Source organism: Candidatus Desulfolinea nitratireducens (assembly GCF_982879505.1).
Map to the genome: position 1 here is coordinate 1 of NZ_CEYOSI010000060.1, position 17,416 is coordinate 17,416.

Here is a 17,416-nt window from a genome sequence, read left to right on the forward strand (position 1 = left end):
GAGCAGATTGCTCGTGATATTGATATTCCGCTGGATGAGATTAACTATCTCTGTGCGGGGATTAACCACATGGCTTTTTATCTCAAATTCGAGCGGAATGGTGTTGACCTGTACTCTGAAATTCGCCGAGTAGTCGTTGAAGACCGAATCCCAAGTTGGAATAAAGTGCGGTACGAGATGCTTACTCGTCTGGGCTATTCTGTTACCGAATCCAGTGAACATTTTGCCGAATACGTCCCTTGGTTCATCAAACGTGATCGCCCGGATTTGATCGAGAAATACAATATTCCCCTTGATGAGTATATCCGCCGCTGTGAAGTCCAGATTGCTGGGTGGGAAGCCACCAAAGCTACGCTTGAAAACCCCGATCTTCCCGTTGACATCTCGACTATGAACGAAAAGCTCAAAAAGGCTGGCGCAACAGATTGGGAGCTGGAGTGGATGGCTGAAATGGTCACTACCTTTGATGATGTGAAGCAATCGCACGAGTATGGTGCTTATATCATCCATTCACTCGAAACCGGCACGCCCCGCGTGGTTTATGGCAATGTGATGAACGATGGCTTAATCGGCAATCTGCCCCAGAATTGCTGTGTGGAAGTCCCTGTTTTAGTGGATAAAAGCGGCTTGCAGCCCACCAAAGTTGGGGCCCTTCCTCCGCATCTGGTTGCCTTGATTCAAACTCAAATCAATGTTCAAGCGTTGACTGTTGAAGCAGCGCTCACCAAAAAGAAAGAGCATATTTATCACGCAGCGATGCTGGATCCACACACCGCCGCCGAACTCGACCTTGACCAAATTTGGTCTATGGTGGACGAGCTTATCTCGGCTCATGGCGATTGGTTGCCAACTTATCAGTGATGTTCTGAAAAAACATCTTGCCAAAGATACCACACAGGCTGTAGCCACTGTATAAAACCAGCCACCCGTAGACATATGGATTATTTAAAACTTGTGAAGATATACTACCTAGTTAAAAGAATTCATCCCGAACACACCCTTCTAGTGTGGTTCGAGATGGGTACTATTGGATAGAGGGGACAGGACTCGAATTAATGATACCTAGGCTCCGATCTTATTCTAAATTGCATGTTGTAAATGAGAAATGAGACTCGAACACTTACTAGCCCGATTAATGTGCATTTAGATTTATATCAAACCCCAAATCTTCCAATTTTCCCGTAGAATTAAACTTTAACATCGCAAGAAACTGCTAAAAATTCATCTATTAGCAATCTCTGAATATCAAGTGGGCGATATGGAGCTCAAACAAACTCACGGATTGTAACCATGCGCTCATCTTTTTTGCATACCCACGGCAGCTACCACCAAAGCCTTTGGCTGTTCAAACAACTCTCTTACGAAAACATCTCGATTCAAAGGAGAAAATGGCAGATGAAAAAAGCCACCAATATGGCGGCTCTATATGGGCACGGGCGGACTCGAACCGCCGACTTCACGGATGTGAACCGTGCGCTCTAACCAGCTGAGCTACGCGCCCGAATTATGCGCGGAGATTATAGCTGAGTCCAAATGCTTTGACAAGGCGTATCACAAGAGATGAAATAGGATTAGGATGGGGGCAGAAAATCCCAGGGATTTACCTTGCCATAAACCGAGGTCATCAACTCAAAATGAAGGTGTGCCCCGGATGAACGGCCTGTGCTACCAAAGGCGCCAATTGCCTCGCCCTGGCCAATGCTTTGCCCACAGCCTACATAGATCGCGCTCATATGGGCATACATTGATTGAAAACCGGTTCCGTGATCAAGGATCACCACATTGCCATAGCCATAATTATTCCAGCCAGAGTAGACCACCACACCTGCATCGACGGCGAAGATTCCAGCTCCCTCATGCCCTGCGATATCAATACCGCGATGATTGGTTTGAGGTGACCAATCGTAGCCAGAAAGAAAATGACTTGCTGCAGGCCAGACAAAAGTGCCAAAGCCAATTGCTCCCCCAGAGATTGGTTCGCAGGCCCCATCGCCAAGGATATATGAACTGGCCGGATTTTCACGCGTCACACCAATTGGTGCGCTCCAAGAGATAAAGAGTCTCTCTCCTCCCGGTACGATCAACAAGGTGCCCGGTGCAATATTAGGGCGGGCGTAATCGCCGATGGTTTCTGAGTTTAGATGATTGCCAGGGTAACTAACAATATCATCTGGCGCTACTCCAAAAAAATCTGCAACCCCGTTGAGGCCATCCCCATCCTGCCATTCGTAATAGGTGCCATTGACAGGCAGAATATTCAACTCTTGTCCAGCTTTTAGGTTATGAGAGTCGTCTAGCAAAGTATTGTAATTACCCCACAGGATTGTTTGTGGGGTCAGGCCAAATTTTTCTGAAATCCCAAAAACAGTATCGCCCAACTGAACATCATAAGTCGTAACCTCGAGGCGAGGGCGGGAGGGGATTGTGGTGTGGATGATGGCCGTGCGGGGGATGCCGCCTGTATTGATATTGGTAATATTAGCAGTAAGAGGCTCTGAAGCGAGTTCAACCGCAACGAGGGGCGTGGGGTCTGAATCCAATACGCCTTGCTCAGAAATAGATTCGGGAAGATCTTTGTAGAAACCCTGCATGAAGAGAATTATTCCAACGACAGCAACCAGAAAAAGAATATTTGTTGCCACGCGCAAGGCTGATTCGCCCAGTCCCAATTGGAAGAGGTATTCCATCCAGCGATTGAGTAGATTTGGTTTCCTTTCAGCGCCGCGTCTCTCCCCATTTTCAGCACCTTGTCCCGATTTCCCTTCAGGAGAATCTCCAGGACTAGTTTTGGGATTGTTATGATTTAGTTTATTTTCCATAAATTTTACCGCTCGGCATCATATCACGGGGAAAATATAGCGTCAAGAAAGGGGTGAGAGAATATTAATCTTAAAAATCAGGCGTTTGTGGGTTTCCAAAGCGAGCTCGGGCTCTAGACCCCCATGCGGAACTAAACCGGGACAACACATTCTGCGCGATCATTTGCAGGGCTGTTCACCAGGGTGGATACGGGATATGCATCCATCTCCCCAGCAGGGTGGGGGACAAGGAGGTGCTGCAAATCGGTGCGTGATTGTGTATCCAACCATTGCGCATAAGCATCAGGTGGCAAAATGACCGGCATCCTGTTGTGGATCGGAGACATCATCTCGTTTGGCTGTGTGGTGATGATTGTGCAGCTTTTTAGTTGAGAGCCATCGGGGCTTTGCCAATCTTCCCATAGTCCTGCAAATGCAAAAGGCTGGCGCGATTTCATAAAAATAAAATGGGGAACTTTCACCTTCTGTCCCGGGATAGCTTTCCACTCATAAAAGCCATCGGCCAGGATCAGGCAGCGTCGATATTTATATGCCCCACGAAAGGATGGTTTTTCTGCCAGGGTTTCAGAGCGTGCATTAATTAATCGTGAACCAAATTTGGCATCTTTTGCCCAGGAGGGGATCAGCCCCCAAAGAAAAAATCCAGCCTGGTTACTTCCATCGTTTGGGATCGCCAGGAGTGGCTGCGTGGGAGCGATGTTAAAACGCGGCGCAAACTGCTTCGGGAAATGGAATCCGGCAAAGGCATCCTGCAGGTCGGCCGGGTTAACGGTCAATGTAAATCGCCCACACATCAGCTTTTCAACACCCGATAATCTTCCTCGCGCCTTGTCACTCCAAGCTCATCCAGGTTTTCAAGCAGCGCGAGCACATAACGGCGGCTGGTTAAAAAAAGATCGCGTGCTTCTGCAACAGTGATTTTGCTATGTTCAGCCAGATGTGCACGCACCATCGCGATCATTTTCTCATGATCAGCCTTCCGGAAAACAACTTCGCTGGAGACAGTTACCAAATCTCCCAAATCGATCAGCGCATTGAAAATCTCTTCGCCAACCTCGCCCTGTGATTCTTTGATCGTTGGCGGAGTAAATGGACTTTCTGTAAAGCGCCCGATCAAACCCTCGACCCGGGTTTGCTGGTTTTTGTCAAAACGGATCTCAAACCCCGGCAAAGCGACCCTTTTCTCTGTTTGGACGAGGGCCTCCGCCTGATCCATTTTTTTCAACATGGCGCTGAAAATCTGCGCTGGAATTTTCAATCTACTTTTCAGTTCCTCGCGCGGAATGCCGCGTCGCAGCGGAAAGTTTTCATGATAGGTCCTCACTACTTGAACAGCGCGTTCTGATAGTGCTTTCCACTGTGCTGCGGCGATGACAAGAAGATTGCTATTGGCGTTTTGCGCTCCTTCTCCGAGTGTAATGAGCTGATTGGAAGAAAATAATTCACCTACAGCATCCTCTGCATCTGCCGCATCAAGCCGTGCTTGCCGAACGATATTCGCTAAAGTATCTGCGCCACTTGCAAGGCTGGCCTGAAGCAAGACCTCGGCGGGGGAGCCTCCGGCGAGGGCAGATAGTTTTTCGATGACGGCTTTGTCAAAACGTTTGTGGCGACCTTTTGGTTGGTGATCAACGATACTGCCTCCACCGAGTGTTTCAGCAGGGGAGGGACGGCGGAGGATATATCGATCACCACGCACGGTCACGATCGGGTCACGCAGTTCCAGTTGAATCCAGGCCTCCTCGCCGGGATTAAGCGTCTCGACGCCGAGCAAGCGCAGGGTCGCGATTGTTTCGCTTGCACCGACAAAGAGTTTTACCTCGGTATTATGTTTGAGCGGGAGATTGATATCTGCCAGGAGGCGCAGATGGGCATCCAGTCGGCGCGTCATCTCATATTGCCCCACTTTGGTTGCCACCTCGCCGCGATGAATATTTTCCAGAGAAATCCCGGAGATGTTAACAGCCGTGCGACTCCCCGGAACGGATACCTCTTCTTTTTTCTTATGAGTTTCCAGACCGCGCACGCGCCCCTTTTGTTGGGAGGGCAAGACGAGAACCTCATCTCCCAGACTCAGGCTGCCATCGGCGAGGGTACCAGTGATGACGGTACCAAATCCAGCGATGCTGAAAGCACGATCAATTGGCAAGCGCGGACGGCCAAGATCAAGGCGGGCAGGTTTTTCTTTGAGTAGACTGCTAAGAGTATCTAGCAGTTTTGGAAGCCCTGTGCCTGTTTTGGCGGAGACGCGCACAAAGGGTGCCGTTTGGAGGATAGTTTTTTTCAGGTTTTCACGAATCTCGTTTTCGACAAGATCAAGCCATTCAGGGTCAGGTATAAGATCGGTTTTTGTGAGGGCGATCATGCCTGTGGGGATTTGGAGCAGGTCGAGGATGGCGAGATGTTCCCTGGTTTGAGGCATCACGCCTTCGTCAGCAGCAATGACAAGAATAACTGCGTCGATGCCGCCTATGCCTGCAAGCATATTTCCAATAAAATCGCGATGGCCAGGAACATCCACAATGCCGATCTCTTCGCCATCGGGCAGGGTTAACCAGCCGAAGCCGAGTTCAATGGTCATCTCGCGTTCGATCTCTTCTTTCAGGCGATCAGGATGAACGCCCGTGAGCGCAGCGATAAGCGTGGATTTTCCGTGATCTACATGCCCGGCAGTGCCAATAACGCGCATAACTATATTGCTCCAAGGGCCATACTTCTATTTTGAATAGAGCAAGCTATATTAATCACTTATTTTTTTTAGCGTGCCCCATCACGCGCTCATAAGATCCCAGCCATTCGTGTGCCCAGTTCATCAATTCTTGCATTTGTTGCTCAGTCACATCTGTGGTCTGTTGAAGTTGATCCTGCATGGTTTGTGATGCATCATCCAGCGCGGTCAGGTGGGCTTCAATTTTTACCATCGCATTTTGAATATTCTTCAGAGTTTCATCTTGAGAGAGACCATATCCTGTCCAGCGTTTTTGGTCATCAGCTTTAAAGGTAACCCATTCTTGACGCAACCGATCTTCTGCCAGACGCTGCATCTCAGTAATCTCATGAGCACGACGTTCAATGCGTTCGCTGATTTCTGTATAGGTTTCTTCGGCTTTTTGGGCTGATCGTGTTGCGTCAGTTACTATTTGCAATTGAGTTTCAAGCAGCTCGGATTTTTCAGCGAAGCTATCTGTTTTTTCGACCCATTCTTTCCAGGCGCGTTCTCGATCAACCTGTTCGAGAGAGAATTTTTCATAGAATTCGGTTTGTTCTTGTTTTCGTTTGTGTTCGTTGGAGAGAACATCTGCAACACGATTATCAATACTTCTAAGGCTATCTGCATTCAGTTGACGTTTCTCGCGTTCCTCATCAAGACGTTTTCTGAGGGCAACAATTTCTCCCTGTGTATCGGTTAGCCGTTTGATATCTTGATTCCGATTATCTTCATGCTTATCTTGTGCAAACTTCAGCTCATTATTGTTCTTTAGGACTTCATCAAAATTTGTTTTGAGTTTCTTAAAGGATTCTCCCAGGCGTAAATCTTCACTTTCTCGAACTTTCATTTCGCGGCGAACATCAGCAATTTCATCCTTGTCGCGTAACCTGGAGAGTGTTTCATTAATTGTTTTGAATTCGCCTTGAAAACGTTTTCCAATATCTTCTTCTCGCTTCCTGGCATTTTCCTCAAGTCTTGAATAGGTTTCATTCATATCTTTGCGCTGTTGAGCGAGAAAGCTATCAAATTGTTCCACTCTTGCGCTGAGTGATGCATAGCCCTCGATCTCTTTTTCAAGTATTTTTGTTTTCTGGTTAATTGAATTGAAATCGGTTTTTAAAAGGGCAATTTGTTCTTCTTGCGCGGCGATAGTTGCCTTGTCTTTGCGTCTTTCTTCGTCCAGCCAATCTAATTGTTTTATGATCTGTTCAAATTCCATTAGAGTCTCCAAATGGGGGTGTCGGCAGATTATAGCATGAGCCTAACCGCTGAGATGCGCAAAGGCTGCCGGCAAGGTCGTCAATATCGGGTGAATAAGTTGTGGAAAAAAACCCAAAATCAGGATGAAGAAAATTCCGATTCCTATCAGGATATTTTGTAGCAATGAGCCATTTAGTTCCCAGAGTTGGTCTTCTGGCGACCTAACCATAATGGCCAGTGAGCGGATCGCCCCCGTAAAAAGGCCTGCGAGGCCCAGTCCAAGCCAAAACGCGGCGATGAGCGTTTGTCGTGCCACCCCTTCCCAGATTGCTAAGATGGGAGGGAAATTTGCCATTAAAGGAAGCCCTGACGCGGAAAAATGCGCAATTATCAGACCAATAATAATGATCGGATAACGCTGAAGCATTCCCCGCATCTCTTTATAAATGAGAGAATTTTCTCTCATTTTTACCACGGAGAGCGCAAGAGACCAGACAATTAGTCCAAGTGCTTGCGGGATCATCAGCAAAAAGAAAGCAGAAAGTTTATAGTCTGGGAACAAGCTCAGGGCAAGGAGGGAAAACCCCGTATTGACAATAGTGGCATAGCCCATTATTCGCCCAAGGTGATGCTGGAAGGCTGCCCAAATTCCTCCTGTAGTTACCATGAGGAGACCGGCAGATCGGAGAGCGTTGTTCAGTTGGTCAAATTCTCTGAGCCAGGTGTAACGGTCTAAAAAACTGATCGCAAAGAGCAATGTTACACTTGGCAAGAGCCATAGAATGAAACCCATCGCGTAGGGAGAGGCTTCTTCCATCAGGAGGGGGATCCAGGAATAGAGAGGAAAAATTGCCAGCAAAAAAGCAAAGCCCAGTGCCAATAAGGTTGCTGATTGGGTGAGAAGTTCGATATCACCGGGGCTGGATTCAACGCCTGCCATAAGCCAGCCAGCAGAGAGGATGAAGGGCATTGCCAGGGTTTGGTAAATTAGAAAACGAATAATGCCGCGCCCAGGCCTTTGCTCAGGAGGGGAGAGAAGGGGTATGGCAATCAGGATCGCAGTTTGGATAAGGAGGGCGGCGTAGAGGAAAGGTTCCACAGAAAGGGAAGCGATCAGCAAGGCGATAATGCCATATCCCAGGGGGATGAGGCGTCGAGCGATGCCTGCGGCACTTGCCCCGAAGAACCAAAGTGAAGCCAACCAGAAGAGCAAAGATATGAGGGGCTGATCTGTAGGGCTGATGGTTATTTGTCGGCCCAGTATTGCGATGGAAGAAGAGATTTTTATTGAAAGATTGCTGCTTAGGCGAATGGCAGTGTCTATGGGCAATAACCATGCTACCCCAGCAAGGATAAGAGAGCTTAGCCCGCCAAGGAGTGCGGTAATGTTTGCGCGGCGGGGAATCCAGAGGATGATTGCAAGAATTAGAGGGAAGCCGATCCAAATAAGTGGGGCGTTCATTTTTACTTTACGCCTCCAACTCTTCGAGGCCGGCTGTCAGCAGGTAGGAGCCAACCAGTGCCAGGCCGAGATTGATGACAGCAAGCAGTGCAGCGACAAGAGTTGATGTCTCAACAGCAGCATACAGTATTTCAAAACCTGCCAGGACTGTGAGAAGGCCAATTACAACACGTAGAGGCTGAATGGTTAGTCCAAGAAGAAGCAGTCCCATTGTCATCAGGATAAGACTACTGGTGACCTCTGGGAAGCCAATCCCGGGAAGGAGTTGGACAACGCCTGGGGCGGCAGATAAAACGACGAGGAAGGCGAGCAAGGCAGCGAGGATGCGGAAAAATCTGCCTTCGGGCCAGGAACGATAGGGCGCGGCAGCAAATTTTGGGTTGTGGGCGGAGCGGGTGATTCCGAGAATTGTGGCTGCCATCCAGCCCGTTACAAGTTTTACTGCTGCCATCGAAATCGTCCAATGTAGTTGTGTTAGCCAAAAAATACCTATATATTGTGCGGCAAGGAGGGTTAGGCTCCAGCGCCAATCTCTGATCAGGAGGATTGACAGGGTAGTGACGAGCAATAAGATCGTTGCTCCCCAAGAGATGCTTTGCAAAGTCATTAGCGGATCCCCCCTGAGAGGAGAGAGGCAAAGAGGATGATGAAAAGAAGTGCCCAGAGAAGACCTCCATCGCTTTCCAGAATATTGGATATCTGTCGGGCCAAATTACGGAGGAAATAATAGAAGCTCCAGAAAGCGTTATTGATGTAATTCATGCCTCCGGCGGTGGTACTCGGTTTGAGCCAATGTGCCTCCCTTGGGTTTAGAAACCGAATTCGCGGTCGAAGCCAAATGAGTAAGATCGTTAGCGTTGAGGCAACCAGACCAAGCTGCCATATGCCAATTGAGGCTGCTCCTTGCCAACCCCAAAATCCCAAAAGAAGTAGTGAAAGGAGCATGATGATAATCCCCAGTGGATATATGAGGCGGGTGAAAAAGTTTTGCGGTTTATAGGTTGCTTTTTCTTGACGATTGGCATGGCGGAAATAGCCTGCCAGCAGAAATATTTGGGTCGGGAGTAGGATGAACCAAAATCCCCACCAAGAGGCGACTTTGCTTCCCCAGCCAGTTGCAGTGAGTGTCATTGGGAGAGTAGACATGGCGATAAGGCTGAGCCATAATAGGCGACTGAGCCATTTAGATTGTACAGAAGAGAGAAATAAAACACCTCCCCCCAAAATGAGGGCAATTCCCCAGGCAACACTGCCAGCAGGATTGGCGCGTAAAGTTGCAATCAGGGAGAGAGCGCCCATCCCCAGCACCCAGTAGGGGCGGGCATCCAGAGTTTTGGTAGCCCGGAACCATATCCAACTGCTATAGAGCGCAGCTAAAGCTACAAGGCCAAAGATATAGGGAATTAGTGGAGACTGTAAGCTGCTAAATGGAATTCGTGCAAAAAGAATTAAGCTGGTTGCGGCTGAGGTGAGGCGGAGCATTGTCCCATAACCGCGACGCAAAGCTGATTCTGTTCTAAAAGGGAGATGCATTGGTAAGATGCCGAGGCGAAGTCCAGCGGCAATGAGCATATAAACCCCTGCTTCTTTCGGCGCAGCAACGAAATTTAGGGAAGTTCCCTCTGCGGCACTGACGAGTCCGGCCCAAAGCAAAAAGGCAGAGCCAAGTACGCGCGTTGTAAATGAAATCACAATTCTTTCGCGCAATTCTTTTTTTCGTACTGATCCCAGAAAGGTGATGAATTCAGCCAAATCAATTGCAGTCCAGGTCAGAACCAGGGTAAGGGGGTTATCAGCTAAAACCGCCAAAATTCCTACGCCACTCAAGGTTAGCACTCCTGCCCAGGCTGGAGGGCTGGGGAAGTTTTCACGGGCGACCGCGGTAAACATAGTACCCAGGGCTAGTGTTGCAAGGCTAAAAGCATAAGGCCAGGATAGTTGATCAGCCAGAAACACAGGAGAATTTGTAAAAAGGGTTGTTGGTTGCCAGGAAGGCAGGGTGAGCACCAGAGGCATGTCCAGATGCCAGAAAAAAATACTGAGCCATGCCATAAATGCGCCTGCGGTAGCTAGAAGCCATGAAAAGCGAAAATCTGGATTTAATAGCCGTAAAAGCAATAATGCCAGGGCAGAAAGAAAAAGGATGATAATCGTAATCAAAATCAGCATAAGGTGTACAATACCGTACTAAAGGATAGTCTATTTTATCAGCTTTGAAGGCATCTAATTGACTTTTTGTTGTAGAATCAGCTTGTGCTTTTGAAGGTAAGATAAATATGCAATACCCTATGTCAAAAGGCTTTTCATGAGTGGACGAAAAATAACTTTATCCATAAAAAATATTAAACTATTTGCCGGGTTGATTTCCTTTGCCTTTATATTTTTTTTCATCTTCGCAATCGTCGAGGGAAGCATGGCTGCGAAAGCCTCCCGTGAGGTGATGAGCGTGTCGGAGCTTATGGTCTCTCCCACACCATTTCTGCCGGGAAGTGAGGCAGGTGGATTTTCTTTTGAACCATCAGTTCAAATTCAAGGAACAGCAACACCACGTCCCACTGTCGTTTATGAAAGTGGAATATACCCCACTTCCATCCCTGAAATTTTCCCCACAATGCCGAATATCTCTCCTTATTCTATTCCGGCAGGCATCAATCCATTAACAGGGCAGTACCCGGCATTGCCAGGTCTGCTTGATAGACGTCCCATTGCGAGTAAAATCGCTCTCTATCCGCGTTATGTTCGCCCTGAATCTGGGCTGTCTCTTGCTGATATTGTTTTTGAATATTATATAGAAGGGGGGCTAACCCGTTTTGTCGCCATCTTTTATGGCAATGATGCCGAGCGTGTGGGTCCTGTTCGTTCCGGGCGATTCTTTGATGAACATATAGCCCGTATGTATCAATCTTATATTGTCTTCAAATACGCTGATAAACGTGTGTACGATTATCTGAAGGCAAGCGATATTCGTGATTTCCTTGTTGTGCCTGGCAGTTCAAGCTGCCCGCCTTTTGTGGTTGGCGAACAAGACCGCGATACCTACAATAATGTTTTCTTCAACACCACTAAATTTTCCGATTGTCTGGAGAAAAAAAACAAAGATAACTCTCGCCCTAATTTGCGTTCAAGCTACTTTAGCTCGGTGCCATCAGTTTATTCTGAGCCAGTTTTGAGCATCTTTGCCCGTTATTCGCAGGACGATTACCATCATTGGAGATACAACCCTCTGCTTCATAAATATTATCGTTATCAGGAATCATCCGATACCCGCGATGGTAAACTTCCCAGCTATGCACCCTTGATTGATGCTCTAAACGGGCAGCAGGTTTCGACTGATAATATTGTCTACCTTTTCGTTCCGCACAGCTTTGCCAACCGATATCAGGAGGAGGATGAGGTCTATCATATTGATCTGATCCGATCGGGAAAGGCGTACCTCTTCCGTGATGGGATCGTGATACCAGCATATTGGCGTCGGGTTGAGACCGATCAGCCTCTGCTCCTCACCGATACCAGGGGGATTCCCCTCTCCCTTAAACCGGGCCGAACCTTTTATGAAGTCCTTGGCGAAAATTCCACAGTTACGCAATATAATGCGCAATGGCAATTCCAGTTCGAGACGCCTTAGCATAGTACAATAATTACATAATTTTCGAATCAATCAAATATCACGATTTTGCAGTAAATGGAGAGATCATGAACCTTGATCCTGTTTTCTTAAATAACATTGTCCTCGTGCTGACAGGATTTGGCGTAGCCTTCCTTTTGGCTCTGTGGGTGAGCCTCGTCATGTGGACTTATAGAGATATTCGCAATCGCTCCCGGGACAGATTGGTGCAAATTCTTTCCACATTGATGGTGGGTTTGTTGAACCTCCCCGGTGTTTTGGTCTACCTTGTTTTGCGACCACCCTACACGCTTGAAGAAGAATACCAGCGCACTCTCGAAGAGGAAGCCCTTCTTGCCGCAATAGAAGATCAACTTCTTTGCCCGGGCTGTGAACGCCGGGTTAAAGACGATTGGATGGTTTGCCCGAATTGCCAGACCAAGCTTAAAAAGAATTGCCATGAGTGCGATCAATTGATGGAACTCCCCTGGAACATCTGCCCCTACTGTGGGACTCCCGAACTGGGTATGCGCCGCGAAGGGATGAGCATGGACGATGTTTTGCGAAATCTGAATGTTCAAGAGGAGGTAGATGGAGGAGAGGATGAGAATGCAGAGGGGATAGAGGATGCTTTGGAAGAGTAAGATAATCGGGCAATTGAACCCAAAAATAAAATATGAAACTTGAAAAGATCGTTATCCAGCATCTACGGATGCCGCTCGTCTCGCATTTTGAGACCTCCTTTGGACGGATTTTTGACCGTGATTGCATCCTCATCACCATCCATGCTGAGGGATTGATCGGTTACGGGGAATGCGTAGCAGATCGAGATCCCGGTTATGCCTACGAAACATCAGGAACCGTCTGGCATATCCTGCAGGATTTTATCTTGCCTTCTATTCAGGGACAGAACATAGATGGGACAGCAGACTTTCGCCAAAGAGTGAAACAAATTAAAGGCCATGAGATGGCCAAAGCTGGAGTCGAAATGGCGCTTTGGGATCTGCTCGGCAAAAAAGAGAATAAATCCCTGCAAACGCTCTTGGGCGGCGGCAAACCCAAGGTCGAAGTTGGGGTCTCCGTTGGTTTACAAGATACTCCTGATGATCTCCTGAGGGTGATCGAGGGCTATTTGAAGAATGGCTACGGTCGAGTGAAATTAAAAATTAAACCCGGGCGTGACGTAGGCGATGTTTCCGCCGCACGCGAAGCATTCCCTGACCTAAAATTACAGGTGGATGCGAATTCGGCCTATACTCTCGAAACTGCCAATGCGATATTGCCCCTGGATAATTTGGGTCTTCTTTTAATTGAACAGCCTCTTGCAGAAGACGATCTTTGGGATCATCATTTTTTACAGGAAAAATTCAAAACCCCACTTTGTTTGGATGAAAGCATCATCTCGTTGCGCCACGCTCGACAGGCCATCGAGATGGACGCCTGTCGCATCGTCAATATTAAGACCGGGCGCGTAGGCGGGCTGACTGAAGCTATTGCCATTCATGATCACTGCTTTGAGAAAAATATCCCCGTATGGTGCGGTGGGATGCTTGAAACGGGCGTTGGTCGCGCTGCAAATCTGGCCCTCGCCTCCTTACCCAATTTCCTTTTCCCCGGCGATATTTCTGCGACCGACCGCTATTACGTCCAGGATATCACCCAGGAACGATTTACGCTCAATGCCGATAGCACCATTGATGTCCCGACCGGTCCCGGGCTGGGCGTGTCGATAGATAATGATGCGGTCAAAGATTATTTATTGCGGGAATATCAGCTTTAGCATTCTGCATTTACTCCGTTATTCTATTAAAATAATGCAAATTTTCCAGCGAACTCACCTACTATGTTTTCTATTGTTAATTCTTCTTGCTGCCTGTAAACCAGCCCAAACAAGCAGCACTTCTTTGCCAATAAATTCTCCCAGCGCTACAAGCAGTCCCCTTCCTCCAACAGCGACCGTTACGCCGCGTCCTGCATCTATCTGGATCAGCGAGTCAGTTCCCGACGTATTACGTACCGAAGAGGATAGATGGGAGATTCCCCGAGCTATAGATGAAGAATCTGCTACTCTTCGGCTGGATTTGAGTGAAGGACCGGTTTCTTCCTTGTGGACATATGCTCTCGTTGCACCTTTCCCAACGATCACGGATGGGATCTCCAGTGAGGAGTTACGCAGAACCTGGGAAGGGGACGCCCCCGATCCCTGGGTTGGGTCGCCGTTATGGATGGCAGAATCCACCAAAAAAGCCTTGACTGCCACTTGGGGTGCAGCAGGTTCGGGAGCTGTGCGTACCATCCATCCCGATGACCTGCTCGATTTTGCCTGGGAGAAAGAAAACGCCTGGGCGATCATCCCTTTTGAAGAGATCGAACCCCGTTGGAAAGTTCTCACAATTGACGGTCAATCTCCGCTCCATAACGACTTCATTCCAGAGAGTTATCCCCTGGCCCTATCCTTTGGTTGGGAATGTGATGGCCTTTGCCCCGTTGAACAACCCTTGCTCCCCGCATTTAACCGTGATCCTGAAAAACTGACCACGCTCATGATGACCGGGGTAACTGCACTTGTACGTGGAACCGCTTATACGATGGAGAGAAAGGGGATCACCTATCCCGCACAGGATGTGGGCGAATGGCTGCAAAACGCCGATATCACCCATATTAGTAACGAAATTCCATTCTATGATAAATGCAAACCACCCACGCCGGGACAGGTTGGTCTGCAATTTTGCAGCGACCCGCGTTATATTGAGCTGATCGAATTTGTGGGCGCAGATGTGATTGAACTGACAGGGAACCACTTTCAGGATTATGGCTCAGAGGCAACTTTCTTTACGCTGGATATGTATGACGAACGAGGGCTGCCTTATTATGGAGGTGGCAGAGATTTGGAAGATGCCCGGAAGCCACTCAGGATCGAGCACAATGGCAATAAAATCGCCTTTATTGGCTGCAATCCCGTCGGGCCTGAATTTGCCTGGGCGCGTGTGGATGGCTGGCCTGGCGCCGCCCCTTGCGATCCTAAATATATGGTTTCACAAATCGAAGATTTGCGCGCTGAGGGCTATTTACCTGTCGCCACCTTCCAATATCACGAATACTATTCTCCCGAAATTCGCCCGTGGCAGGAGCGGGATTTTCGTCGATTGGCAGATGCAGGCGCTGTTATCGTCAGCGGTAGCCAGGGGCATTTTGCCCAGGCCAAAGAGTTTTATAGTGGTGCCTTTATTGATTACGGTCTTGGCAATCTTTTCTTCGACCAAATGGATAACCCAGTGGTCGGCACAAGGCGAGAATTTTTAGACCGTCACGTCTTTTACGATGGGAAATATTTAGGCCTCGAGTTACTGACTGCCATGCTGGTAGACTATTCCCGACCGATAAAGATGACCGAAGCAGAACGAACTGATTTCCTCACCTATATCTTTGATGCCAGCGGGTGGATCGAAGCGATCCCCACGCCCTCCCCGATGCCTACCCTGACCCTGACCCCAATTGCAATGCCCGTTCCATTCGCAACGCTCACGCCGCTCCCTTATTATGGGGGGCAGCATTAGACATGAACTTGGAGGATAAAATGACAGAAAAATTCAAATGGGGCGTTATCGCGCCCGGAAGAATAGCCCATACCTTTGCAGAAGGCGTACAATCGATTTCAGATGCTGAAATCTGTGCCGTTGCAAGCTCCAACCAGGAAAGAGCGGATGCCTTTGCCAAAAAATACAACATTCCCAGGGCTTACGATTCTTATAAAACGCTGGTTAATGATCCTGCTGTGGATGGGGTTTATATTAGTTCTTTGCATCACCAACATTTTGAGCATTGTATGCTTGCGCTGGAAGCTGGAAAGCCGGTTCTCTGTGAGAAGCCTTTCACCGTCAATGCCACAGAAACGGAAAAATTAATCTCTATAGCCAAAGAGAAAAACCTCTTCCTGATGGAAGCCCTCTGGACCCGCTATCTGCCGATCTACGGCATTGTCCGCAAATGGTTGGATGAGGGGCGCATCGGTGAAATTGTTCTACTGACTTCCGCTTTTGGCGTTCATCCAGAGCGCGATGAGAAGGGCCGTTTGCTCGATCTGAATTTGGCCGGAGGCTCTCTACTTGATATCGGCATCTATAATCTTTCGATCTCAAACTGGGTCATGGGTGAGTATCCTACATCATTCGATGTCCATGCACTGATTGGCAATACCGGTGTCGATGAATTGCTCGCCGGAGTTCTGGTCTATGAAAATGGGATTGTCTCGCAGTTCAGTTGTAATTTCCTCTCTGAAAATCGAAACGATTTTTTTATTTATGGCAGCAAAGGGCATATCCGGATCCATTCCAACTTCTGGGGCAGTACCCAGGCAACGTTGAGTGTCGATGGACAGGAGCATACCGAGACCGCACCCTTTGCGGCGTCCGGATTTGAGTATCAGACAATAGAAGCGATGCGTTGCATTCGGGCTGGTTTGTTGGAAAGCCCCGGTATCTCTCATGCGGATACCCTGTCCATGATGAGATTGATGGATAGTATCCGCGCCGAGATCGGGCTAAAATATCCCTTTGAATAAAGCATGAAAATCTACGATATCTCACTCCCCATTTCGCCCGATCTCCCTGTTTGGCCGGGTGACCCTGCTGTTGTGCTGGAAAAAACCCTGGATATGGACAAGGGTGCTGATGCAAATGTATCCCGTCTCGAGACTGGTGTCCATGTCGGCACGCATGTAGATGCCCCTCACCATTTTCTCAACGATGGGCGCACAGTCGAAAATCTTGCGCTGGATGTGCTGACTGGCCCCGCCTTCGTCCTTCATATGGATGATGAAGTCGAGGCAATCACAGCCGAAATACTGGATGCTGCCCCGATCCCGACCACGACCTCGCGCCTGCTCCTGCGCACCAAAAATTCCCACCTGTGGGCATCTGGTGTCCGCATCTTTCAGCCGGATTTTGTCGCCATTTCCTCCGATGGTGCGGAATGGCTTGTGGAGCACGGCATCCAGCTCATCGGCGTGGATTATCTTTCCGTCGCCCCCTTTGATGACTCTATTCCCACCCATCAGATCATTCTTTCCGCGGGGATGATCGCCCTCGAAGGTTGCGATCTGAGCCAGGTTCCCCAGGGGGAATATGATCTATACTGCCTCCCAATCAAGTTGGTCGGCTCTGAAGGTGCACCTGCCAGAGCAATTTTGATGGGTTAGGATGTTGGCGTGAGTAAAAAAGGACTGCGTCCATGGAAAACACTTTCCAGAAAAATAATTTTGGATCATAGCAAATTCCTGAAAGTGGAAAGCCATGAAGTCCAATTGCCTGATGGGCAGATCATACCTGACTGGACGTGGGTCACGATCCCAAGCGCGGCCATTGTGCTTGCACGAAGGGAAGATGGTCAATTCCTTTGTTTTCGGCAAACCAAATACGCCGTCGAAGGAACTTCATTAGCCACTGTTGGCGGAATGCTTGAGAAGAACGAAGAGCCGCTGGATGCCGCCAAACGAGAGCTCCTTGAAGAAATTGGCTACCAATCATCAAATTGGGTTGATCTTGGGAGTTACATCCTGGACCCAAATCGCGGCGTTGCCACCATGTATCTTTTTCTGGCGCTGGATGCAAAATTTATCTCAC

The 17,416-nt window shown here is 48.5% G+C and carries 15 protein-coding genes and 1 tRNA gene; 8 read left to right on the forward strand and 8 right to left on the reverse strand.

The window, feature by feature from the left end:
* The coding region (locus AC3DOM_RS07200; protein WP_487918358.1) for a family 4 glycosyl hydrolase at positions 1–861 on the forward strand (861 nt) is incomplete at its 5' end.
* A 566-nt stretch (positions 862–1,427) separates the two neighbouring features.
* On the opposite strand, the gene AC3DOM_RS07205 is transcribed toward AC3DOM_RS07200, so the two are convergent.
* The 8 genes from AC3DOM_RS07205 to AC3DOM_RS07240 form a co-directional block, all read right to left on the reverse strand.
* Positions 1,428–1,501, reverse strand: a tRNA-Val gene (locus tag AC3DOM_RS07205).
* 70 nt (positions 1,502–1,571) lie between these two features.
* Complete coding sequence (locus tag AC3DOM_RS07210) at positions 1,572–2,819, reverse strand: peptidoglycan DD-metalloendopeptidase family protein (RefSeq protein WP_487918359.1); 1,248 nt, start codon at positions 2,817–2,819, stop codon at positions 1,572–1,574.
* A 131-nt stretch (positions 2,820–2,950) separates the two neighbouring features.
* The gene (locus AC3DOM_RS07215) at positions 2,951–3,613 is read right to left on the reverse strand and encodes an SOS response-associated peptidase (RefSeq protein ID WP_487918360.1); all 663 of its coding nucleotides are present in this window, start codon (positions 3,611–3,613) and stop codon (positions 2,951–2,953) included.
* Positions 3,613–5,508, reverse strand: a complete 1,896-nt coding sequence (selB, locus tag AC3DOM_RS07220; RefSeq protein WP_487918361.1) for a selenocysteine-specific translation elongation factor — start codon at positions 5,506–5,508, stop codon at positions 3,613–3,615. The genes AC3DOM_RS07215 and selB overlap by 1 nt, the downstream gene beginning before the upstream one ends.
* A gap of 55 nt (positions 5,509–5,563) precedes the next feature.
* Positions 5,564–6,748 carry a hypothetical protein gene (locus AC3DOM_RS07225; RefSeq protein WP_487918362.1) on the reverse strand — a complete coding sequence of 395 codons (1,185 nt, stop codon included), beginning with the start codon at positions 6,746–6,748 and terminating at the stop codon, positions 5,564–5,566.
* A gap of 42 nt (positions 6,749–6,790) precedes the next feature.
* The gene (locus AC3DOM_RS07230; RefSeq protein WP_487918363.1) at positions 6,791–8,191 is read right to left on the reverse strand and encodes a proton-conducting transporter transmembrane domain-containing protein; all 1,401 of its coding nucleotides are present in this window, start codon (positions 8,189–8,191) and stop codon (positions 6,791–6,793) included.
* A gap of 7 nt (positions 8,192–8,198) precedes the next feature.
* Positions 8,199–8,798 carry a hypothetical protein gene (locus AC3DOM_RS07235; protein ID WP_487918364.1) on the reverse strand — a complete coding sequence of 200 codons (600 nt, stop codon included), beginning with the start codon at positions 8,796–8,798 and terminating at the stop codon, positions 8,199–8,201.
* Complete coding sequence (locus tag AC3DOM_RS07240; protein WP_487918365.1) at positions 8,798–10,360, reverse strand: hypothetical protein; 1,563 nt, start codon at positions 10,358–10,360, stop codon at positions 8,798–8,800. The genes AC3DOM_RS07235 and AC3DOM_RS07240 overlap by 1 nt, the downstream gene beginning before the upstream one ends.
* Before the next feature lie 244 nt (positions 10,361–10,604).
* On the opposite strand from AC3DOM_RS07240, the gene AC3DOM_RS07245 reads away from it, so the two are divergent.
* From AC3DOM_RS07245 to AC3DOM_RS07275, 7 genes are all read left to right on the forward strand, one after another.
* A complete protein-coding gene (locus AC3DOM_RS07245; RefSeq protein WP_487918366.1) occupies positions 10,605–11,816 on the forward strand; it encodes a DUF3048 domain-containing protein in 1,212 nt (403 codons plus the stop codon).
* A 68-nt stretch (positions 11,817–11,884) separates the two neighbouring features.
* Positions 11,885–12,439 (forward strand): zinc ribbon domain-containing protein, encoded by a 555-nt coding sequence (locus AC3DOM_RS07250; RefSeq protein WP_487918367.1) that lies wholly within the window; start codon positions 11,885–11,887, stop codon positions 12,437–12,439.
* Positions 12,440–12,471: 32 nt separating this feature from the next.
* On the forward strand, positions 12,472–13,575 hold the full coding sequence (menC, locus tag AC3DOM_RS07255; RefSeq protein ID WP_487918368.1) for an o-succinylbenzoate synthase: 1,104 nt from the start codon (positions 12,472–12,474) through the stop codon (positions 13,573–13,575).
* 124 nt (positions 13,576–13,699) lie between these two features.
* Positions 13,700–15,352: a CapA family protein gene (locus tag AC3DOM_RS07260; protein WP_487918369.1), complete on the forward strand. Its 1,653-nt coding sequence runs from the start codon at positions 13,700–13,702 to the stop codon at positions 15,350–15,352.
* Between the two features lie 20 nt (positions 15,353–15,372).
* Positions 15,373–16,356 (forward strand): Gfo/Idh/MocA family protein, encoded by a 984-nt coding sequence (locus AC3DOM_RS07265; protein ID WP_487918370.1) that lies wholly within the window; start codon positions 15,373–15,375, stop codon positions 16,354–16,356.
* 3 nt (positions 16,357–16,359) lie between these two features.
* Positions 16,360–16,992 carry a cyclase family protein gene (locus AC3DOM_RS07270; RefSeq protein WP_487918371.1) on the forward strand — a complete coding sequence of 211 codons (633 nt, stop codon included), beginning with the start codon at positions 16,360–16,362 and terminating at the stop codon, positions 16,990–16,992.
* A 9-nt stretch (positions 16,993–17,001) separates the two neighbouring features.
* The coding region (locus tag AC3DOM_RS07275; RefSeq protein ID WP_487918372.1) for an NUDIX hydrolase at positions 17,002–17,416 on the forward strand (415 nt) is incomplete at its 3' end.